This is a genomic window from Streptomyces sp. NPDC029296, from assembly GCF_055569255.1.
The window spans coordinates 12,029-32,170 of record NZ_JBVHXT010000069.1; the positions used below are offsets into that span (position 1 = coordinate 12,029).

Annotated in this window: 24 protein-coding genes and 1 pseudogene; 14 read left to right on the top strand and 11 right to left on the bottom strand. The window is 71.6% G+C overall.

Annotated features, from left to right (window positions below):
* Positions 1 to 48: 48 nt before the first annotated feature.
* Positions 49 to 312, bottom strand: coding sequence for a hypothetical protein (locus tag ACZ4W9_RS38145; RefSeq protein ID WP_318199167.1), 264 nt, complete (start codon positions 310 to 312; stop codon positions 49 to 51).
* 14 nt (positions 313 to 326) lie between these two features.
* The gene (locus ACZ4W9_RS38150) at positions 327 to 1,286 is read right to left on the bottom strand and encodes a hypothetical protein (protein WP_467943823.1); all 960 of its coding nucleotides are present in this window, start codon (positions 1,284 to 1,286) and stop codon (positions 327 to 329) included.
* 452 nt (positions 1,287 to 1,738) lie between these two features.
* Here ACZ4W9_RS38150 and ACZ4W9_RS38155 point away from each other — a divergent pair, with 452 nt between their 5' ends.
* The gene (locus ACZ4W9_RS38155) at positions 1,739 to 1,945 is read left to right on the top strand and encodes a hypothetical protein (protein ID WP_467943824.1); all 207 of its coding nucleotides are present in this window, start codon (positions 1,739 to 1,741) and stop codon (positions 1,943 to 1,945) included.
* A 255-nt stretch (positions 1,946 to 2,200) separates the two neighbouring features.
* Here the strand turns inward: ACZ4W9_RS38155 and ACZ4W9_RS38160 are convergent, their stop codons facing one another.
* Together ACZ4W9_RS38160 and ACZ4W9_RS38165 are read right to left on the bottom strand one after the other, a co-directional pair.
* Positions 2,201 to 2,497 (bottom strand): hypothetical protein, encoded by a 297-nt coding sequence (locus tag ACZ4W9_RS38160; RefSeq protein WP_467943825.1) that lies wholly within the window; start codon positions 2,495 to 2,497, stop codon positions 2,201 to 2,203.
* Between the two features lie 254 nt (positions 2,498 to 2,751).
* A complete protein-coding gene (locus tag ACZ4W9_RS38165) occupies positions 2,752 to 3,165 on the bottom strand; it encodes a hypothetical protein (protein ID WP_467943826.1) in 414 nt (137 codons plus the stop codon).
* Between the two features lie 51 nt (positions 3,166 to 3,216).
* Between ACZ4W9_RS38165 and ACZ4W9_RS38170 the strand changes: the two genes are divergently transcribed.
* Positions 3,217 to 3,375, top strand: coding sequence for a hypothetical protein (locus tag ACZ4W9_RS38170; protein ID WP_467943827.1), 159 nt, complete (start codon positions 3,217 to 3,219; stop codon positions 3,373 to 3,375).
* Positions 3,376 to 3,656: 281 nt separating this feature from the next.
* Here ACZ4W9_RS38170 and ACZ4W9_RS38175 read toward each other — a convergent pair whose 3' ends face one another.
* Entirely contained in the window at positions 3,657 to 4,055 is a 399-nt protein-coding gene (locus tag ACZ4W9_RS38175; RefSeq protein WP_467943828.1) for a hypothetical protein, read from the bottom strand.
* A gap of 195 nt (positions 4,056 to 4,250) precedes the next feature.
* Here ACZ4W9_RS38175 and ACZ4W9_RS38180 point away from each other — a divergent pair, with 195 nt between their 5' ends.
* From ACZ4W9_RS38180 to ACZ4W9_RS38200, 5 genes are all read left to right on the top strand, one after another.
* Entirely contained in the window at positions 4,251 to 4,616 is a 366-nt protein-coding gene (locus tag ACZ4W9_RS38180) for a hypothetical protein (RefSeq protein WP_467943829.1), read from the top strand.
* Positions 4,613 to 5,227, top strand: coding sequence for a hypothetical protein (locus ACZ4W9_RS38185; protein WP_467943830.1), 615 nt, complete (start codon positions 4,613 to 4,615; stop codon positions 5,225 to 5,227). Before ACZ4W9_RS38180 ends, ACZ4W9_RS38185 begins: the two co-directional genes overlap by 4 nt.
* Positions 5,224 to 5,562 (top strand): hypothetical protein, encoded by a 339-nt coding sequence (locus ACZ4W9_RS38190; RefSeq protein WP_467943831.1) that lies wholly within the window; start codon positions 5,224 to 5,226, stop codon positions 5,560 to 5,562. Before ACZ4W9_RS38185 ends, ACZ4W9_RS38190 begins: the two co-directional genes overlap by 4 nt.
* Positions 5,559 to 6,668, top strand: a complete 1,110-nt coding sequence (locus ACZ4W9_RS38195) for a site-specific integrase (RefSeq protein ID WP_467943832.1) — start codon at positions 5,559 to 5,561, stop codon at positions 6,666 to 6,668. Before ACZ4W9_RS38190 ends, ACZ4W9_RS38195 begins: the two co-directional genes overlap by 4 nt.
* Positions 6,669 to 6,958: 290 nt before the next feature.
* Positions 6,959 to 7,816: a GNAT family N-acetyltransferase gene (locus ACZ4W9_RS38200; protein ID WP_467943833.1), complete on the top strand. Its 858-nt coding sequence runs from the start codon at positions 6,959 to 6,961 to the stop codon at positions 7,814 to 7,816.
* Positions 7,817 to 7,932: 116 nt separating this feature from the next.
* On the opposite strand, the gene ACZ4W9_RS38205 is transcribed toward ACZ4W9_RS38200, so the two are convergent.
* Positions 7,933 to 8,127 carry a hypothetical protein gene (locus tag ACZ4W9_RS38205; protein WP_467943834.1) on the bottom strand — a complete coding sequence of 65 codons (195 nt, stop codon included), beginning with the start codon at positions 8,125 to 8,127 and terminating at the stop codon, positions 7,933 to 7,935.
* 353 nt (positions 8,128 to 8,480) lie between these two features.
* Here ACZ4W9_RS38205 and ACZ4W9_RS38210 point away from each other — a divergent pair, with 353 nt between their 5' ends.
* The 5 genes from ACZ4W9_RS38210 to ACZ4W9_RS38230 all read left to right on the top strand — a co-directional run bounded on the left by ACZ4W9_RS38210 (position 8,481) and on the right by ACZ4W9_RS38230 (position 11,992).
* Positions 8,481 to 9,410, top strand: coding sequence for a ParA family protein (locus ACZ4W9_RS38210; RefSeq protein ID WP_467943835.1), 930 nt, complete (start codon positions 8,481 to 8,483; stop codon positions 9,408 to 9,410).
* A complete protein-coding gene (locus tag ACZ4W9_RS38215) occupies positions 9,407 to 9,733 on the top strand; it encodes a hypothetical protein (RefSeq protein ID WP_467943836.1) in 327 nt (108 codons plus the stop codon). Before ACZ4W9_RS38210 ends, ACZ4W9_RS38215 begins: the two co-directional genes overlap by 4 nt.
* A gap of 149 nt (positions 9,734 to 9,882) precedes the next feature.
* Positions 9,883 to 11,151, top strand: coding sequence for a hypothetical protein (locus ACZ4W9_RS38220; RefSeq protein WP_467943837.1), 1,269 nt, complete (start codon positions 9,883 to 9,885; stop codon positions 11,149 to 11,151).
* A gap of 157 nt (positions 11,152 to 11,308) precedes the next feature.
* Positions 11,309 to 11,488 (top strand): hypothetical protein, encoded by a 180-nt coding sequence (locus ACZ4W9_RS38225; RefSeq protein WP_467943838.1) that lies wholly within the window; start codon positions 11,309 to 11,311, stop codon positions 11,486 to 11,488.
* Positions 11,489 to 11,557: 69 nt separating this feature from the next.
* Entirely contained in the window at positions 11,558 to 11,992 is a 435-nt protein-coding gene (locus tag ACZ4W9_RS38230; protein WP_467943839.1) for a DUF6420 family protein, read from the top strand.
* Positions 11,993 to 12,133: 141 nt separating this feature from the next.
* Here ACZ4W9_RS38230 and ACZ4W9_RS38235 read toward each other — a convergent pair whose 3' ends face one another.
* The 5 genes and pseudogenes from ACZ4W9_RS38235 to ACZ4W9_RS38255 form a co-directional block, all read right to left on the bottom strand.
* Positions 12,134 to 12,616 (bottom strand): hypothetical protein, encoded by a 483-nt coding sequence (locus ACZ4W9_RS38235; RefSeq protein WP_467943840.1) that lies wholly within the window; start codon positions 12,614 to 12,616, stop codon positions 12,134 to 12,136.
* Positions 12,617 to 12,636: 20 nt separating this feature from the next.
* Positions 12,637 to 13,347 (bottom strand): type II toxin-antitoxin system Phd/YefM family antitoxin, encoded by a 711-nt coding sequence (locus tag ACZ4W9_RS38240; RefSeq protein ID WP_467943841.1) that lies wholly within the window; start codon positions 13,345 to 13,347, stop codon positions 12,637 to 12,639.
* Between the two features lie 446 nt (positions 13,348 to 13,793).
* Positions 13,794 to 14,576 (bottom strand): annotated as a pseudogene (locus ACZ4W9_RS38245) (DUF4158 domain-containing protein); the annotation flags it as partial.
* Between the two features lie 103 nt (positions 14,577 to 14,679).
* The gene (locus tag ACZ4W9_RS38250; RefSeq protein WP_467943842.1) at positions 14,680 to 17,112 is read right to left on the bottom strand and encodes an ATP-binding protein; all 2,433 of its coding nucleotides are present in this window, start codon (positions 17,110 to 17,112) and stop codon (positions 14,680 to 14,682) included.
* Positions 17,113 to 17,468: 356 nt separating this feature from the next.
* The gene (locus ACZ4W9_RS38255) at positions 17,469 to 18,191 is read right to left on the bottom strand and encodes a hypothetical protein (RefSeq protein ID WP_467943843.1); all 723 of its coding nucleotides are present in this window, start codon (positions 18,189 to 18,191) and stop codon (positions 17,469 to 17,471) included.
* A gap of 471 nt (positions 18,192 to 18,662) precedes the next feature.
* On the opposite strand from ACZ4W9_RS38255, the gene ACZ4W9_RS38260 reads away from it, so the two are divergent.
* Positions 18,663 to 19,238, top strand: a complete 576-nt coding sequence (locus tag ACZ4W9_RS38260) for a hypothetical protein (RefSeq protein WP_467943844.1) — start codon at positions 18,663 to 18,665, stop codon at positions 19,236 to 19,238.
* Between the two features lie 336 nt (positions 19,239 to 19,574).
* Complete coding sequence (locus ACZ4W9_RS38265; RefSeq protein WP_467943845.1) at positions 19,575 to 20,051, top strand: GNAT family N-acetyltransferase; 477 nt, start codon at positions 19,575 to 19,577, stop codon at positions 20,049 to 20,051.
* The last annotated feature ends 91 nt before the right edge of the window (positions 20,052 to 20,142 follow it).

A 20,142-nucleotide genomic window follows, 5' to 3' on the forward strand; every position in this document is an offset into this window, starting at 1 on the left:
GCCGCGTTCCCGGGATCTCTCCCGGGAACGCGGCCCTCGGCCCCGCGGCTAACGCTCCGCGGCCCCCCGCAGGGAACGGGCGATGGCCAGGTCGTCGTCGAGGGCGCTCATCCGGACGGGGTCCCTCTCGTCGTCCAGAACGACGGCGCGGACCACCGTTCCGACAGCCGCCTGCTGGTCACCGTCCGGCCAGCGCGGGTCCTTCGTGTTGTCGATCAGGCCCGCGGTGCCGTCCGGGAGCACCACGTCCAGCCCCCAGGGCCGTACCGCGAGCACATGGACGTCGTACTCCTGATGAAGTGTCGAGGGCATGGCACTCAGCCTCCTCACGGCTTGGGTATCCAGGTGCGGGCGACGGTCAGGGCGTTGAACTCGTCCAGCCTGCTGTAGTCGATCTCCCACTCGATCCTGGGGGTTCCGTTCGGGCCCTGCCAGTCGTAACGCTTGGCCGCCTTGGCGAACTGCGCCAGGAACTTCATGTCCATGTCGTACCGGTACATCCCGGAGGCGTAGGTACCACGCCCCCAGTATTCGGCGGCGACGCTCTGCTCACCGAAGTACACCTTGCCGTTGCTCCCTTCCTCGGCCCCCCGGGCCGGGTTCGGACCGTGCAGCTTCTCATAGGCCACGTCCACGGTCTTCGGGGTCCGGAAGATGGGGAAGGTGCAGCCCGTGTCCGCCTTCGGCTTGTCGTCGCCGGCTGCCGCGGATCGCTGGCCGGCTGCCGCCTTCGACTGCCGGCCAAGCTTGCCGTCTGCGAAGCCGCGATCGCAGAACGACCTCAGCCGGTCCAGATTCTCCTTGGCGCCGTCCAGCTTCTCGGTGAAGGCGTCGACCTTCTTGCGTGCTTTGTCGACCTTCTCCAGGAACCCCTTGATGCCCCAGATCGCCTTGCTGATTCTCGGCAGCTTGCTCCCGATCTTCACCAGCTTGACCGGGCCGGTGGCACCCGCGCCGTGCACTGGCCTGACCTGGTCGCCGTGCCGCCCGGCGGACAACTCCCGGTCGCCGTCGAGGTCGAGCTGACCCCCAAGCCCACGGCAGCGCTCCGTACGATCCTGCGGGCCTACCGGCACGCGCAGCGCCGCACGCTCTACCTCGGCACCGATCCCGTCCTCCGCCAGTTGCAGGGCGTTCCGGGCCCGGACGGCCGGTGGGTCGACGGTGTCGCCCAGGACGTCGGCCTGCTCCCGCGAGGCGGGCCAGACCCGGGCGTCGGCGGTCTCCTGCGTGTCCGGCGGTTCGCAGCCGGCGACCCCGCCGTCGACCGGCAGGTCGTGCGGCACGCGCAGCGCCGTTGATGGTGGACCTGTTCGCCGGCGGTGGTCCCTGCCATCCAACTACGAAGCCGTGGAAGGGAGGTAGGCGCTCCTCAGCCGCAAGAAATATCCGTGAGCTGCGTCACATCGTGCCGGTGAAGCGGCGCGCAGGTGAGTTATCCACAGAACGCGCCCTGACCTGGCCCTTTCCCTGAGGCTCGATCAGCACGTCCGTCTCGCGCGCGTGTTAGGCGGACGGGGAACCGCGTCCCGGGTGGACGCGGCAGAGGCGATGCTCCGAGGCGACGCTGGACCGGAGCACCACACGGCCACCAGTAACGTGGTTGGGCACCAAACGCCCTTCGGTACGGCGAAGGGAGACCCCGCCTCGCGGAGCCGATGCTTGCCGGCCTGGCTCCGCCGGGATCTCCCACTCGCCTGCCGTCGGGTGCCCGCTCACTGTGAGGAGACCGGAGACCTTGACGACCATTGACCGTACCCCAAACGACTTACCGCGCCACCCCAACCTGCTCGCGTGGGTGACCACCCTCACCGCGCTGGTCTCCATCGTCGCGGTGGTCGTACTGGCGCTCACGCACAACACGGAGGCCGCGACCGCCGTCGGCACCATCGGCGGCGCGGTGACCGCCCTCGGCGGCTCCTGGGTGAACCTCCGCCGCCGGTAGCCCCGCTGGCAGCCCGCCGCGCGGCCGGTCGGCAACTGGATACGGGGTGGATAAAGCCCAGCTCACGCCCGTTGCCACCCGGTATTTCCAGGCGGTGTCAGCCCTCGTTGTCACGTGCCGCGCGCAGCGCCTGCAGGGCAGCCGTGAACTCGGCGTCGTCGAAGACTGGGCTGCCCGCCGGGGGGGGCGAGACACCGGGTCCCCCTCCCCCCGGCGGGCCGCCGTGGTCAACGTCTCGTGCAGAGGTGGGCCGGCTTACTGCACGTAGAGGCTGGGGCTGCCGGTCGTGCTGTAGCCCAGCGGGCACTCGACCCTGTTGTAGTCCAGCCGCCAGGTCGGGTAGGGCTGGCCCGTCTGGCCGCTCCAGTAGGAGTTGCCATCCGTGCAGTGGATGCCGATACGGACGCGGAAGCCGTCGCACTTGTAGTGCGCTCGGCCCCGGCCGCCGTACCAGTCGGCCCAGTAACTGCCGCCGTTGGGGCACGGGTCGGCCGCGACCGCCGAAGCCTGTGCCGGCTGGGTGGGCGTAGCGGATATCGCGTGTGCGGGCACGGCCACGGCTCCGGCAGCGAGAACTGCCGTACCGAAGCCAGCAGCCAGAGAGGTGCGAATACGCACAGTGTTCTCCCATCACTCATTGGCAGCCGGATGTCTACCCGGCTGCCAATGAGGGTGAGCGACGAAAACCGCTGTGCCCAGCGGATCAACGTGTCCCGGACACACGGCTTCTGTCCCGGACAGGCGACTTCTTGTCCGGGCTGGTCACGAGCCATGCCGGGAAGACCGCTCGGACAGCCCGCCCTCAGTCAGCCCGCCTCGCCCCGCGCCTCCCGCATCGCCCGCAGGGCCGCCGTGAACTCCGAGTCGTCGAAGACCTGGAGGAACGGCCAGAGCTGGACCGGGCACTGATCCACCAAGGAGGCCGCGAACTCCAGCACCCGGGCCTCGCTGCGCGACGAACGGGTCACCGGCGACCCGGTGAGCGTCAGCAGGTACCCGACCGCGTCCCAGTCGACGGACGGATGCCTGCCGGTGCCGTCGATCAGCGGCCGCCCGGCCGCCGCCGCAAGTTCCCGGTCGTCGGCGAAGCGCCGCAGCCAGTAGCCGTCACGGTGGGCTCCCAGCAAGCGGGTCGCCGCCCGCATGTACTCGTTGCCCACGCCCTGCAGCAGCTCCTCGGCGAACTGCTCACCGGTGATGCCGTCCGCGACCATCGTCACCGCTGTCTCCATTCCGTCGGCGCCCGCCGTGGTGGCCGGCCCCGCCTCACTGTGCGCGGCCGCCGAGCCGCGGCCGCGCCGCACACGCCGGGCGACCCCCGGACGCCCTCGCCCACCGCCAAGCGCACCAGCGGGTCCTCCACCAGCGACCGCATGGTGTCCATCCACTCCATCGCCGTCTTCCTCGACCTGCGGGCAGCGCGCCCGTGAAGGACGCCCTGCCCTCCAGCCCTTGAGGGCGGCGGAAGGCTTTGGCGACAGGAGACGACGGGGGCCGGGGCCACCTTCCGGCTCCGTGACACTGCATCCCCGGGGAGTGCTGTCCGGCCCTACCGCTGTTTCCGGCGCGCAGCCGCGCGGGCCGCGAGGGTGGGCCAGGCGCTGAAGTCCTCACGCGCGTCCGGGGTGACGGACTGGGGGCGGGCGGCGGCCGCACGCTGTCCGGGCTGTGTGCGCTGCCGCTGCAGGAACGCAGCGCGTTGCCGCTCGCGTCAGGCGCGGACCCGCAGTACCGCCGCGTACGCGTAGTCGGCGGCCTCGCTCAGGATCTCCCCGGCCTCGGCGTCGTCGAGCATCACCCGGATCGACTTGGCCAGTTGGTCGGCGACGTCCTCCACGGTCTCCGCCCTGGTGCTGAGCCGGCCGACCGGGACGCCGTCGCGCAGCCGGTCCAGCAGCGGGACGAACACGGCCTGGTCGTCCACCCGCCGCCCCAGTTCCGTCAGCAGCCGGGCGGCCGCGAGCATCCCCCAGGGCCATTGGCCGCGCTCCCCGTAGGCAGCGGTCAGCGCCCTTTCTAGTCGGCGTCCGAAGACGTCCCGGGCGCCCCCGTCGGAGGGAAAGCGATGACTGACAGGAGGCAGATCGGTGACGAGCATGTCGGTGGTCATGCCGACAGGGTGCGCGCGGTCCGGGGCTCCTTGGGCCCCGTGTCACCCATCCGGCGGGCGGGGTCGGCCAGCGGAAACCTTCCCTCGGGAAGCCGTGTCCGCGAAGCGCGGACACGGCCGGGCGGGCACCCGGACGGGCACCCTGCTGGCTTTGTTCATGACTTCCGTGAACAGAGCCACCCTGCCCTCCGGCTCTTGAGGCGCCGTCACTACTCCTGTGCCGGCGGGAGCTGGGCGGGCGGCGGCTCGGTGCGCCGCCGGCGGCGGGCTGCCCGGCTGCTGACTGAGGGCGGCGCCCGCCCGGAGGCCCGGGCGGAGGTACTGGCCCGGCAGGCCGCCTTGGAGGAGGAGAACGCCGCCCTGTACGAGGAGCTGACCGCCGCCGAACCGGAACTCGCCGACGAACACCGCGAGAGCGCCGAGCGCGCCCGCAGCAACGCCGTGTTCGACCGGGAGTACGCCGAACTGCTCGCCGCCAAGGCCCGGGCCGGGACGGAGGCGGGGCCGGTGAGCGCGGCACCGCCCGCCGGCGGCGACACCGCCGAGGAGGCGTCGCGGTGAGCCGCAGCCGACAGGCCGCGCTGCTGGCCCGGCACCTGTCCGAGGTCACCGGCGTCACCGTCGAGCTGTACTACGACACCGGCGCCCGGTGGATCCTGGGCTGGACGGACGGGCCCCGGCGGGAGGAGATGCGCGCCCACCTCGACGCCGCCCTCGCCGGGTACCGCTACGCCGAGATGCGCGACCGCACGGTCGACTGCCACCGCTCGACCTCGGAACGAGCCTGGGCCGCCCGGGCCATCGCCTCCCGCCGGGAGGGCACCCTGGGCCCCGCGATCACCAACGGCGCGGCCTACCGCCGGTCGCTGGGCGTGGAGCTGCCCCGCATGGGCGTCCAGGACCCGAGCGAGAGCCACGAGTACGATGCCCTGCTGCACCACGTCGGGGAGCTGTGCCGGACGACCGCGTACCCGGACCGGGCGAGCGCGCCCGAGGACGAGCCGCTCATCGAGCAGCTGCTCAAGGCCGGCACCCGGGACCGCGCGAACACCGGCAGGCCGACCGTGAGCGAGTACGACATGGCCAGGGCGCTGCTCGCCGCCGAGCAGGCCCCCGCCGGTGACCGGCCGCCCACGCTCACCGTGGTCCGCGCCCCGGAGGAGGGCCGGTGACGGGGGTGAGCGAGGACGACGACGCGACCGCCCGCGCGTTCATCGCCTACTACCTGCACGACGTCGCCGCGAACGCGGCCGAGGACGGGCACCCCGTCCTGATCGAGGCGGCGGCCGCCGAGCGCACCGCGTGGGAGGAGCACGGACGGCTGGAGGGCAACACCCCGCAGTTCGTCTACGGCTGGGCGCAGCAGAACGCCATCCAGGCCGGGCAGGACGCCATCTTCGGGCGCGGCACCCGGGAGGCGTGGCAGCAGGCCAAGCAGCAGATGGAGACGGTTGGCCGGTGGCTGACCGCCCACGGCTACCCGACGGAGGGAGTGACGAGGAAGTGACGGTCACGGTGGTCGACGCCGGCGACGTTGGCGAGTCGGACAGCGCCCCGGTGGTGCCGGACCCGGCGGCCGCCGAGCGCCAGGCGCTCATCGAGCGGTGGGCCGAACGCCACGGCGTCGACGCCGCCCGCCGCCTGGCCGAGGCCGAGGACCTGGCCGACGCCGTGGAGAAGGAGATCACCCCGGACAACACCGTCGACACCTACAACAAGAGCTGGCGGGTGTGGCAGCGGTTCTGCGCCGCCGCCCGCCTGCCGGAGCTGGAGGGCTCCCGGGGCGCTCTGGTGGCGTTCGTGGCGTGGATGCTGCGCGAGGGCCAGCAGAACGGCAAGGGCTATGCCCCCAGCTCCGCCTCCACCCACCTGGCGGCCGCCGTCGTCGGCCTGCGCCAGCGTGGCGTGACGGTCTCCGGCGACGACCAGGCCGAGGCCCGTACCGCGCTGGAGGGCCTGGCGGTCAAGCTCCTGCAGGCCGGGGAGCGGCGCGGCCGCGGACAGGCGGTCGGCGGCGACATCGACGGACTGCGCGCCATCGCCCGCTCCTGCCCCGACACCCTCACCGGCGACCGGGACAAGGCCCTGGTCCTGACCGGCTTCCACTACGCCAGCCGCTCCCAGGACCCGGCCGGACTGCTGACCGGCGACGTCACCCTGCACCCGCGCGGCCTGGTCGTCGCCGTGCTCACCGGCAAGACCAAGCACTCGGTGCGCAACGCCAAGATCCGCTACGCCGACGATCCCGAGATCTGCCCGGTGCGCGCCTGGACCGCCTACCGCACCCGCCTGGTCGCCGAACACGGACCGCAGTGGGCCGACCCCTCGACGCCGGCGTTCGTCGGCATCGACCAGTGGGGCCACGTCACCGGCGGCATGGTCCCCGACTCCGTCACCCGCGCCATCAAGCGCACCTCGAAGCGGGCCGGGGTACCGATCGCCTGGACCGGGCACTCCCTGCGCATCGGCCTGGCCTCCGTCGCCCGCCGCAAGGGCCGCGACGGCATCGCCATCGCCGACCAGGGCGGCTGGGCCCGCCACTCCCGCTCCATGCTCGGCTACATGCAGCGTGACGACGGCTGGGACGACAACGCCTCCGCCGGCCTCGCCTGACTAGCCAGCTCAGCCCCGGTCGGACCTATTAGGCCCAACAGGTCCGACCGGGGCTGACGTGCGCCCGGGAGTAGAGGAGCGGAGGGTAGAGCCGCAGGCGTCCGTGGCCCCAGGGGGACCACCCTTAGCGCGAAGGGATGATCCCGGCGTGCTGGCGGGGGCGGGAGAGTGGCGCGGCTCGTTAGGAAGGCATGGGACGAGCATCGCGAGTGCGGGCGGCCGGACGAGCACAGCGGGCGGCGAACGACGGGTTGCTGATCCGTGCTCCGCGCCCGGCAGATGAAGCGGTTGTGGTCGAGTTGCTGGGCAACGTTGAGTTCACCCGCCCGGAGACCGGGGTCGAGCTGGCTCACGCCGTGACGCACCGGCATCGGCTCGATCCGGCGTGCGGTGTGCGGGCGGCGTGGGTGGCCGAGCGGCGGCGGGGTGAGGTAGTGGGGGTGCTCACCGCAGCGCCGCCGCTGGAGTGGATCGGTTCGATCAAAACGCTGAGCCCGGCGCACCGCTCGTACATGGCCCAGTACATCGTGGAAGCCGAAGCGCTATCCGTTGCACAGGAAGCCCGAGGGAGCTGGGTGGGGCATCGGCTGATCGGGTCGGCCGCCGCGCATTACGCCGCTCTCGGGTACCGGCTGATGTTGGGCACGTTCACCACCAGCACTCTGGCGTCGTACTACGAGGAGGCGGGCTTCACGGTGCTGGACCCGGGCGAGGGCATCGCTGTGGCCGATCCGCTGGGCATGGTCCTGCACCGGCCTGCCCAGCCGCACGTCGTGCAGATGTGGAAAGCGCTGCACAGGGAGGTCGCGGCGGTGGACTCCCGGACGCCGGAGGGTACGTCGTTGCGGTTGCTCACGGGGGTTTTGGTGCCCCCACCCGATGCTCCGAAGGTGGTCCGGCAGGACGACGGGAGCCTGACGATCAGTTATGACGGCGGCGTACCCAAGGCCGTGGACGCCCAGATTGCGGGGATGATGGAGCGGATGTTCCGGACGCCGGTCACGGAGGAGGAAGTCCTGGCCGGGAGGGCGGAGGCCCTGCAGTACGGCATGGAGCCGGTGCTGGCGGCCCGGCTCCGCAAGGCGTCCGGGTACTCCCTGTACGACCTCATGGGCCCGCCCCGGGGAGCCGGCGCGACGACGGGGTAGTGCTGCCGTATCGCCTGCGAACCGGTGAAGCCGGGCAGCGATGACGGGGCCCAGGAAGAGACCCAGGGGGCGACCCGCGCGGCACGGCCCACCTTCGCCGTGGACGCCCGGCCGGGTCACGCCGCGAGCCGCTCCACCTGGTCGTCGGGGCAGCCGATCGACCGCCACTCCCACTGGTCGTACGGGAGGCGCTGGAGCATCGGCAGCGGGGCGTAGTCGATCCGGATGCCGATGCCGTGGATCCGCCGCTCCAGCCGCGCCGCCCGCCGGTTCAGCGCCTCCTCATCGCCGTTGTCCAGCACCAGGCGCACGACGGGGAACTGCTCGCTGCGCCGGTACCGCTGCCGCCACAGCAGCCGGGTGGTGCCGATCGTGCCGCGTTCGCCCTCCTGGTACGTCGCCTGGCTGTACGCCTCGTACGCGAACCACGCGCGCGCGGGCGCGAGGTCTCACCGATGAGGCCGACAGTTGGTGCAGGTCAACATGCCAGCCTGGTCGGCCCTGTTGGACCCAATGGGGTCAACCCTGTTGGGCGCAAGGCTCTGGCCTGCGGTTTTCACAACGGGACCGAGCGGGGAGGGGTGCGCCTGCCGACCGGACGGGAGGAGGTACGGTCTGGCGTTGAAGTCCGTCCACGGGGAGAGACCCGGATGAGGAGAGAGCCATGGTCCAGGTAACTCTGGAACCGCTGAAGATCCCGGAGAGGCTGCTGATGCCCACGGTCTTCGAGCGGGCGTGGACGGAGCCGGCCAACCGGCTCAAGCCGCGGATCCTGCTCCCCGCCGCCTTCACACGCCCGGCCCCGATCCTCCCCGGCGAGCACCGGGTGTTCATGGTCTTCAACCGCAAGGGCGGGGCGGGCAAGACGACCACCACGCTGGAACTGGCCTGCGCCTGGGCGGCGATGGGCTACACCGTGCGCGTGATCGACGCGGATCCGCAGGACGCGGGCCTGTCCGGCTGGCTGGAGCCGGTCTTCCCCGAGGGCCTGGCCGTCGAGAACCGCAGGACGCTCAAGGACGTGCTGTACGAGAAGGTCGGCCTGGACGAGGCGACCTACTACACGCGGTACAAGAACATCTACATCGTCCCCAGCTACGAGGACTGCGCGGTCGCCGAGTACGACCCGGCCGTCTCCGGGGAACGCACCCTGCGCCGTGCGATCAAGCGCTCCGAGGCGCCGGTCGACATCACCATCGTCGACTGCCCGCCCAAGGTCGGAAAGCTCTCCACCTTCACTCTCGCCATCGGCGGCAAGGTGATCGTGCCGAGCCAGGTCAGCGCGCTGGACGCCAAGTCCAACAAGTCCCTGCGGAAGACGATCACCGACGCGCAGGACGAGTACGACGTCGAGGTCGTGGCCGTGGTCCTTACCGCCTGGGACGTCACGACCATCGCCAAGGACGTCGGAAACGAGATGGCCGAGCACTACCCGGGCGCGCTGGTGTGCCCGGTGCGCAAGACGGTGGACGCGAAGTCCGCGCCGGGCGAGAACAAGGCCATCCGCGAGTTCAGCAGGCGCTCGACTACCACGCGCGACTTCGACCAGGTCGGTCGGATGCTGGTGGCGCCGAGAGAGGAAGCAGCAGCATGAGCAACGGACTGCCGTTCGGCAAGGGGAGCATCCTCGGCAAGGAGCTTGGCGACAAGGCCCCGCAGGCGGCGCCGGGCACCAAGGAGAAGGTGCCGGCGTACGTGACCCCGGACACCATGAACCGGCTGCGCAACACGGTGGTCGCGCTGCAGCGGCTTTCCCTGGACGACGAAGACGTCGACGAGCCCATCTCGCTGTCCGCGTACGTGGAGACCGCCGTCCTGGAGAAGATTCGCCGCGACGAGCGCGACTACAACAACGGCAACCGGTTCCCGCAGCGCCGCCAGAAGAACCTCAAGACCGGCCCGCCGGTCACCAAGTAGCCCCCGGCCGCGACGACGGGCCCCGCCGACCTCCGGCGGGGCCCGTCGTGTCTCAGCGCACGTCAGCAGCGGTTGGGCCTATTGGTTCTAATGGGTCTGATTCTCTGTTGTGGCGGTGCGGCTGTCCGGACGTGGCTACCGTGCGATCCGTGAAGAAGAAGCCCGACGTCCTGGACGAGGTGCCCGAGCTGAAGGAGGCGGTCGAGTCCGCCTGCCGGGCCGCACCGTCCGAGGCCCGCGAACGGCAGATCCGCGCCCACGCCCGTGAGCTGGTCCGGGCCCTCCAGCACCCCGAGCACCCGCTGGACGTCGACGCGGACCTGGCGGACGTCTTCGCCTACGAGGCACTCAAGGCGTACGAGCGTCTCGCGCTCGCCGGCGAGCTGCGCGACCGGGGCGCCAAGCGGCCCACCTCCGAGGCGACGGCGAACGTCCGCTCCGGGGTGATGGTGCTGCTGCAGCGCGAGCTCGGCCTGGAGGTCGTCCACCTGCGCCCCCAGCAGGAGCAGCCCCGCAAGGATCCCATCGACGTAGCCCGCCGCGAGCGGCTGCGTACCAGCCTGCAGACGGTCGCCGACTACATCGGGCGGCGCACCCGCTGGACCACCGAGGGCGGCCTGCTCACCCGCGGCTACCCCCGCTGGGTGCGGATGCTGGCGATGGCCTCGGTCACCCTGGACACCGGGTCCCGCGTCGGCGAGCTGTGCGCGATCCGGCTGGAGGACCTCTCCCCCGCCCTGACCGAGGTCCGCATCATGCGCCGCCCGCAGAACGCCCGCCCCGACGACCCGGTCTCCGTCGAGATCTACCCGCTGCGCCGGGCGACCCGGGCCGCCCTGCAGCGCTGGTTCCTGGTGCGCCGTCTGCTGATGAGCGACGTCACCGGCAGCGCGGACGCGCTGTGGGTCTCGGTGCGCGGGAACCACTCCGGCACCGTCGATGAGGAGACCGGCCCGCAGCACCGGCCCGCCGGCACTACCCTGCAGCCGCGCGGCGCCGGCCGGGCGTACACGGCGGCGGTCGCCAAGGTGAACATCGAACTGGCCGGGACCGAGGGCTGGAGCCCGCTCCCGGAGCGGATGGAGCAGCTGCGCCGCGGCGTCGCCACCCCCGAGATCCACCTCGTCCCGCCCCGCCCCGACGCGGAGAAGGCCGCCAGCCTCATGGACCGCCTGGAGAAGGTCGGCCGCCAGCTCGCCGCCCTGCCCGACGCCCGAGCCACCGCGACCACCGGCCGCGCCGCCCGGGACGAGGCCCGGCACGTCCTGCGCGAGGCGTGGCGGCTCAGCGTCGAGCACCAGGTGCAGCTCGACGTACTGTCCGCCTCCGGCCTGCTCGCCTACGACACCCCGCGCGCCGGATGGGAGCCCGAGCTGCTGCGGGCCCTGGACCGCGCCGCCCGCCTCGCCCCGCTGTAGACCCGTTGGGACCAACAGGTCCAACCCGGCCCCGCCGTCTCTGCGCGCGGGGCTTTTGCCTGTCCAGGCGGCGTGCGGCCGAAACACGCCGTACGCCGGGGAGGCGGGCGGCACCATGGGGCCCGTACCGCCCGTCGACCGCAGGAGAACCGCGCCCGTGATCCGCGACCACCACCGGCTCAAGGGCGGCGCCGCCCAGCTTGGCGCCACCGGCCCCGGCCGGGCCGGCCCGTTCGGCTTCTGGCCCGCCGACGACCATCAGGACGACGGCCACCAGGACGACGAGGACCAGGACCACGATCCCGCCGACCGGGCGGGGGAGACGAGGAGCGCATGACCGAGGACCGTGGCGCCGCCGGCCCGTACATCGAGTACGACGGGCTGCCCGTCCCTGCACGGCTCGGAGGTGAAGCTGCCGCTGATCCATCCGTACGCCCCGGTCGAGGCCGGGCGGTACGTCACGCCCGGCGGCGGGCGGCTGACCATCCGCAAGGCCGCGAAGAACGCCGCCCATCTGCGGATCACGCTGGATCACCTCGGCTGCCCCGCACAGTGCACCGAGGAGAAGAACGCCGCCTTCCGGCGGCTCGCCCTGGCCGTCGAGGGCTACTGCGTCCAGGCCGGGTGCCGCCACCCTGCCGCGTTCTCGGACGGGGTTCTGCGCTGCTTCGAGGTGCGCAACGGCGCCGTCACGCTCGCCGCGTTCGTGCGCGCCGTGCTCGCGATCGAGCTGGGCGATCTCGTCCCTGCCGGTCGGATCGTTGAGGAGTCCGAAGCGCGGTTCGGGGCCGCCCGTCGTTCCGAAGGGCTCGACGAGGAAGGGCAGGCAGAGGCCGTTTAGGTCTGTTAGACCCAACAGGTCTGACCTGCAGGCCGCCTTCGCCTGCCGCAGCCCGCACGCCGTCCGCGACGCCAAGAACGAGGTCCGCACCGTCGGGTACGGGCGACCGCCGGGCGCATGACCCGCGCCCGACGGTGTCTGTCAGATGCGATGGACGTACTCGGCGCCGGCCCGGCGCAACGCGGTGTGCGTGTCCCGGGTCCGCTCACGCCCGGCTGCCAGCTCCGTCTCGACGGCCTCGCTGAACCGACCCTCGGCGACGGGGCCGAGTGCGATGTCGCTCAGCTCGATCGCGGACCAGACCGCGGTCTCGGCCGCGTCGATCAGCGTGGCATCGTCCGTGGCGAGGGCGAGATCGTCTTTGGCCTCGGTGACCGCGGAACGGGCCCGGTACAGGGCCGCCCGGTCGGGAGCGGTCTCGGGTTCCGCGCTGCGGATCGCGGCGACCCGCAGCCAGTGCAGCTCGCGGTAGGCCAGCACCGCCTTCAGCAGAGCACCGACCAGGGCAGCGACCTGCCTGCGGTGCTGCTCGGCACGGGCACGGCGGTCGGCGAGCAGCTGCGTGGAGCTGGCCAGGCCCACGCCGGCGAGGGCAGCGCCGGCGCCGATGAACGTGTCCCACATGATGATGCCCCCCGTGGCTTCTAGAACCGCACGGGCAGGTCGCTGTCGGGCCGGAAGCCGCCCCAGCCGTCGTCGAACGGCGGCTCGGCCGAGTACAGGTGCGCGGGCGGACGCCACAGACGCAGCAGGGCCTCCGCGACACTGTTGCCCTCTCCCTGTCCGACCTCTCGGCCGTCCGCCTCCGTGGCACGCGCGATGTAGCGCTCGGGGATCGGCTCCTGGTCCACATCCCCATCGGGGGTGGTCGAGCCGGGGTGGCCGTAGTCGTACTCCAAGGCGATGGTGCCGCCCTCCCGCAGGAAGGTGTCGACGTCGATGCGCTCGCCGTCGGGCGGCAGGTCGACCAGCGTGAGGGCGGCGACCAGGGCGGCGACCGGGCGCCGGTGACGGGTGAGGATCTGCGGCGTCCCGTCGGGAAAGCGAGTGGCGGCCAGCACCACGTCCGCCAACTTGGGCCGTGCCGAGGTGAGCGGCCACACCGGGCACCGGCCGGGGTCGGCGACCTTGTCCAGGGGGGCCAGGGCGGCCCACGTCGGGTAGCCGAGGCTCGCCGTGGTGTCCATCGCGATCAGGGTGACCGTGCCGCCCTCGGCGGCGGCCACGAACTGGCCCCAGCGGGTTCGGGCTTCCTCCACACCGACCGCCGGCCCCCACTGCTCGACCAGCTCCTTGTACGAGGGGGGCACGCGCGCGGGCACGGCGGCGGTCTCTGCAGGCTTCGTCTCTTCCATACTCGTACCGTAAGCCACCTTACGATATTTACGTAAGGTGGCTTACGGTTTTTGGCGCGTTCCCGCCCAGCGAGTACCGGCCGAGTGTCCCTTGGCACCTTGGCCGCGCCGCAGCTCAGGGCCAGTTAGACCTATTAGACCCAATAGGTCTAACTGGCGTCCGCAGGCTGGAGTTGGCCGTCGTACGAGAGCGGCCGTACGGTCCGGTTATGGACGACAGCGGCCGGGAGCAGGGGCCGCGCTGCCTGTGGTGCGGCGAACGGCTGGGCGAGGGCTCCTCACGACGACGGCACTGCGCGCGGCCGCGTCTGTGCCGGGACCGGGCCTACCGAGACCGGCGCCGGGCGAAGGCCGCGATGCCCGAGCGCTTGGCGCTCGCGACCGCCGGCCACCGTGTCGACGAGCAGGTGCAGGCGATCCGCGAGGTGCTGCTGCGGGCGGTCCTGCAGGGCGAAGCGTTCCCGGGCGTCTTCTCGCTGGGGGCCGCCGTCCTGGAGCGGCGCACGCAGGACCTGGACCCGCTCCAGGGACCGGGCGAACGCCGTGCCCGTCGTCCGTGTCGGCGGCCGGCGCAGCCGCTCCAGCTCCGAGAACCGGGCGCCCTCCGGCACCGCCAGCGTGGCCACCAGCTCCCCGGGCAGCGCCGCGTCCGCCCGGTGCGCGGCCTTGGCGACCGTGGCGTGCAGCCGCTTCTCCGCGACGCTGCGGACCTCCGACACCTTCCGGGCCAGCACGCTCACCCCCGGCAGCAGCACCCGGTGACGGCGCAGCCAGCCCACCGCCTGGTTGAACAACGCCACCGGCCCCTCGGCGTGCGTCCACGCCCGGCCGTGCAGGAACGTACGGAACTTCCGCCCCCACTCCGCATCGTCGTACTCGTGGTACTCGTACGAGTCCCGGATCTCCCACGCGTGCTCATACGCCGTCGGCCTGCGCTCGGTGTACCGCTTCACGCACGAGACGTCCTCGATGCCGAGCTGTTGCCCGAGGTGCTCCACCACCACCCACGGAACGTCCAGCGGGTCGTCCGGGAGGAACCGGCCGATGTAGCGCACGGTGCACATCTGCAGGGCGAACCCGAGCCGGTTGTGGTCACCGCGCCGTTTCGCGACCAGCTTGCGGTCCTCGTCGTCGAGGAAGAAGAACCGCTCCAGCTCCGGCCGCGTCGGCTCCTCGTTGAACTTCCCGTACGAAGCCGCCTGCTCGTCGGTCAAGAACTCCACTGGCATGGAACTGACGCTAACGACGCCCGCAGCCGCTCAACGATCTTCCGTCGAACCCCGGTGCCGGGCCGATCGGTTGTGCTAGACGGCCGTGATCATCGGCTTAGCGTTAACCGCTGTACCGCTGTTCCCCGAGGCCGAGTTTGCCGAGTTGCCGTTGGACGCGTTCGGCGTCTGCCTCGCACCGCTGTTCCCGGTACAGCTCCAGGGCTTCCCGCCAGACGGAGCAGGCCTGCGTGTGCTGGTCGAGGGCGGTGTGGGAGTGGCCGAGGCGGTCGAGGGTGTCAGCGGACTGGCTGGTGTTGCCGAGGGTGCGGTACAGGGTGAGGGCCTGCTGGTAGTGGTCGATGGCCTGATGGTAACGGCCGGTGTGGTGGTCGATGTAGCCCAGGCTGTCCAGGGTGTCTGCCTCGCCGTTGGGATCGTGGTGGCGGCCGTGCAGAGTGAGGGCTTGCTGGCAGTGATCACGGGCGGTGTCGTAGTCCCCCAGGCGGGCGGCGTACCAGCCCACGGTGTTGAGCGTGACGGCTTCCCATACCGTCTGGCCGAGGGCGTGGAAGAGGTCCCGAGCGTGGCGGGAGTGCTCCAAGGACCGCCGGTTGTCCCCCCGCCGCTCCCACGCCCTCGCGAGGGCGTGGTGGTTGTGGGCCTGCTGAGTGGGGTCTTGGTGATGTTCGGCCAGGGCGAGGGCCTGGTGCAAGTGCTCGATGGCCTGTTCGTGCCACCCCAGCGCGGCGTGGGCGCTGCCGAGACGCCGGTGGGCGAGGGTGTGGGTGGCGACGGGCAGGTGTTCGGCGGCATCGGTGGCGGCCTGCCACACGGCCACCTCGTCGTGGCGGTGCCCGCGCCGTCGGTGGAAGGCGGTCAGGGTCCAGGCCAGGTGCCACACGGCCTGGTGGTTCTGATGGCCGGCGGCGGTGTGTTGGGCGGCCAGCAGGTGAGGGTGGTGGGTGACCATCCAGGCCAGCGCCGACGGGTGGTCAGGCAGAGGCTGAGGGTGTGCGCTGGCGGGTGGGTGGAGCCGGATCGGGGCGGGGTGGGGGTTCAGGAAGCGGTCGGCGGTATGGGCTGTGTGCCGGTAGAAATCCACGACTCGCTCCAGCGCAGCCCGCCGCACCGGTTCAGGCAGGTCGTGTTGAGCATAGGTGGTGGCGTAGGCCCGCACGAGGTCGTGCATGGCGTACCGACCGCCGGGGTGGGAGTCGAGGAGAGAGACATCGGCCAGTGCGCGCAGCACAGCGTGAGTCTCCCCCACCGGGAGTCCGGTGAGGCTGGTGGCTGCGGGCAGACCGATGTCCGGACCAGGGGTGATGCCGAGCAATGCGAATACGGTGCGCTGTCGCTGGGTGAGCCGGCGCAGGGACCAGGACAGCACGGCGGGCAGGCTCGCGGTGGGGTCGTCGGCGTCGAGGGCGTCCAGGCCGAAGTCGCGCAGTTCGGCGACGGCGTCGGCCGTCGGCAGGTGGTTTCGGATGCGGGCGGCGATCAGACCAAGCGCGAGCGGGAACCGGCCGCACAGCGCAATGAGCTCGGCGACGGAGTGTTCGTCGGCGGCGACGTGGTCCGGACCGAGGATGGTGACCAGCAGGGCCTGGGCCTCGGCGTCGGTGAACATCCCCAGGGGCAGTGGGCGGGCGCCGTGCCGGGCGACCAGCCCGTGCAGTCGGTGACGGCTGGTGACCAGGACGGTGCAGGAGGCGCTGCCGGGCAGCAGCGGCACGACCTGCTCGGCGCCGGCGGCGTTGTCCAACACCACCAACATTCGTTTGTCGGCCACCAGGCTTCGATACAGCGCTGCTTGGGCATCCAGGTCGTGGGGGACGCGGTCGGCGACGACACCGAGAGCGCCGAGGAACCCGCGCACCGCCCCCACGGGGCCCGTTGATTGACTGTCCGGGCTGAAGCCGCGTAGGTCGACGAACAGTTGCCCGTCGGGGAACCAGTCGAGGTGGCGGTGGGCCCATGCCAGGGCCAGCCAGGTCTTGCCAATGCCGCCAGCACCCCCAATGGCGGCGATGACCAGCACGCTATCCCCATCGGAACGTTGCTTGTGCATGCTCTCCAGGGCGGCGAGTTCACCGTTCCGGCCTACGAACGAGGTCGGCGGGGCCGGCAACTGGCGCGGTACTGGTACCTGGACCGGCGTCGCCGTGGACGCAGTTGCGGTGGGGGCAGTCAAGTCGAGCGCGGGGTCACCGGTCAGCATCTGTTGATGCAGGCGTTGCAGGGCTGGGCCGGGGGCGCTGCCGAGTTCCTGAGCCAAGCGTCGTCGGACCCGCTCCCTGGCGTCCAACCAGGCATCGAGCCGCTGTTCGTCCCCGCAGGCGCGGACGAACCCGGCCAGCACTTCCGGCCGCGGCAGTGTGCACCGTCGAAGTACGTCGGCCAGCGTGCTGCGCGCCAGCACGTCACCGCTTCGGGCAGCCCGTTCCTCCAGTTCGCGATACGTCAGCCCCGAACGCTCCTTGAGCTGCCGCATCAACTCGATGAAACCGGCAGCGTCCCGGGCTTCGTACGGCGTCAACTCACCCAGGTTCCCCATGAACGTCATCTTGCTGCGGCTTTGACAGAAGGGACAACGGCGGATTCCGCCATGCCCCGCTGTCAGGGACGCGATCCGGACAGGCCCCTGACCGGCCCGGACAGCCCGCGCCTATCGGGGACAGCCAGTTGCCACTGCCTCGGCCAGCGGTCAGCAGAGTCACGCGTTCCCGGGCGTCTTCTCGCTGGGGGCCGCCGTCCTGGAGCGGCGCACGCAGGACCTGGTGCGCGTGTGCGTCCTGGAGGACCGGGCCGCCGGCTCGACGTGGGCGCAGGTCGCCGAGAGGCTCGCCCACCGCGGGGAGGCCCCGGGAAGCCCTTGATCAAGCACGGTCGGACCTGTTGGACCCAACAGCTCTAACCGGTCTGGCCGTGACGGGCGGCGTGCAGTTCCTCCAGCAGCGCCAGGACCTCGTCGCGTGCGGCGGCCGCCGCGGTGCCGGCGGCGGGCGTCGCACCGTCCACGGGATCCAGGACCCGGCGCAGCGGCTTGAGCCGAGCGGCGAGGGCGGGCCCGTCGAGTTCACGATGCCAGGCGGCCAGCCGCTCGGCGGAGGCGATGCGGGCCAGCCGCGGCCAGGAGTCGTTCAGGCAGGCCAGGGACCGCACGGCGGCGCGCAGCCGGGGTGCGTTGGCCCGGGCCCAGGCGTCGCCGGCGCGGTCGCGGGCCCGCTCGGCGCGCTGGCGTTCGGGGTAGCGGTCACGGTGGTAGCTGGCGGCGTCGCGTTCCAGGCGCACGAAGCGGCTCTCGGCGCTGCTGCGGGAGGCCAGCCCGAGGGAGTCGGCGACCTGCTGCCAGGAGGCCCCGCGCCGGCGGGCGGCCCGGATGAGGTCGCGCTCCAGGGTGTCCAGCGCCGCACGGGCCTCGTCGAGCTGGGTGAGCGCGGCGAGGATGTGGTCGGCGGGCACCTCGGCCTGCTCGGCGTCGTCGAGGCCGTAGCGGTCGGCGGCCGCGCGCACGGCGTGCATCACGCGGACCGGGTCGAGCCAGTCGCGGCCGCCGTTGTACGTGGCCCTGAGCAGCGCCTCGGCGTCCTCCAGCACCAGCTGCCGGGTCTCGGGGTCGGTCTTCTTCGCCATGGGTGGGGAGCCTGCCATTACTCCGGCCATGTCCGCGAATCACGGACGCTCCTATGGGCGCAGATGCGGATGATCTATCCGAAGGGCGCCACGGTGTGACCGGATACCGACACCCCCAGCCCGAGGGATCATGCAAAACAGGCCCGAGACGGGCCGTGAAGGGGGCCTGGAGCGCCTGTCCCGCCGACCGGATCGGGGAGCCGTATCTGCCCCTGAGAGCCGCACAGGGCCACACAGGGACGCGCCGCCCCGCTCTTGCAGGGTGCCGCGCGAAGCGCCCCGACGACCAGGAGCCCGCGGCCGCCGACGCCGCGGCGACGGTGCCCGCCGCACGCAGGACGCCGAGGCGGCGCGGCCTTGGGCCCGGCTACCAGGGCATCCGTACGGCCCGCTGACCTTCCCTGACCGCAGCTCGTTGACGGGTCGCTGTTCCCCGAGGCCGTATCTCGGCGATACCCGAAGCACGGCAGGATGACCGTCATGGATGAAGGATGGGCGGCCGTCTTCGCTGCCATAGCCGCCGGTGTCTTCGGAATCGCAGGTGCCCTATGCGGCATCGTCGTCGGCCGCCGACAGGCTGCCGACCAGGCCACCGTCGAGCATGGCCACTGGCTACGTGAACAGCGTCTCAAGGCATTCACCGATCTACTCACCCATTGGGACAAAGCCGTCCAGGAGATGCGCCGGTTCCAGGACGGATGGAACGAGGAGGTGGAGTCCCTCCAGGAGAGTGGATTCGCCGTCCACCCGTCAGACGTGACGGCGCGGAAGTGGGACGAAGTCTGGGCCGAGCTACGGCCGCGTCTCGAACAGGTAGAGCTTCTGGGCCCCTCCGCCGTCACGGAGGCGGTACACGACCTCCTGGCTGTCTGCCGGGACATGAGCGACCTACTTACCGAGCAGGGCAGCCAGGATCCGTTCCAGGTGCCGCGATCGGAGTGGCGTCGGGTGATGGCGCGAGCGTCCGTGGAGCGGTCGAATTTTCACGTCGCGGTTTCGAACGTGATGCGCACGCCGCCAAACCCGCGAGGTGAGCCGCTGCCGTAACTCGGTGGACCGTCGGTCGCGGGCGGGGGAATGGGGGGTGCGCTCGTATCGCTACGGCAGACGGACATGTAGCGCTCCGTCAGCGGGATTGCCGGGCGGCGGGGAGCCGGAGCCGCTCGCCCCCGCAGCGACGGTGACCCAGGCCCGCAGGTCGCCGAGGCGGCGCGGATTCGGCCCCGGCTTCCAGGGGCATCCGTGCGGCCCGGTGAGGGGCCGAAGACGACAGCGGACCCCCATTAGACCTGTTAGGGCCAACACGTCTAGGGCCTGTGCGGAGTCGTGATCACGGGATGGGGACTGAAGTCCACCGATGAGGGGCCGGTTAGGGTCTGTGCCATGCCTGCTGTCACTGAGTCCGCGCCTGCTCATACCTTGCGCCCCGCGACCCGTGCCGACCTGCCTGCGGTACTGGCCCTGCTCGCTGACGAGGAGCAGGTGGTAGACCCGGCGACGGTTGTGGTGACGGAGGCGTATGAGCGCGCCTTCGTGGCGATCGACACGGACCCGCGCAATGAAATGCTGGTCCTGGTGGACGACGGCGGCACGGTGGTGGGGTGCCTGCAGGCGACGTACATCCCGGGACTTGGCAAGGGCGGCGCCGAGCGTGCCCTGGTCGAGGCGGTGCGGATCCGCGCGGACCGGCGTGGGGACGGGCTCGGCCGGATCTTGATGGCGCACGCGATCACGAGGGCACGTGCGCGTGACTGCATGCTGGTGCAGCTGACCAGCAACAAGCAGCGTGAGGACGCGCACCGCTTCTATGCAGCCCTGGGCTTCACACGCAGCCACGAAGGGTTCAAGCTCGTGCTCTAGCCTCGCGCTTTCACGAGGTGGGCTGTCCGACTGGTGATCAGGAAAGCGGAAAGTGCCTCTGACCAGCGAGAATGAGGATTGCTGAGGTCCT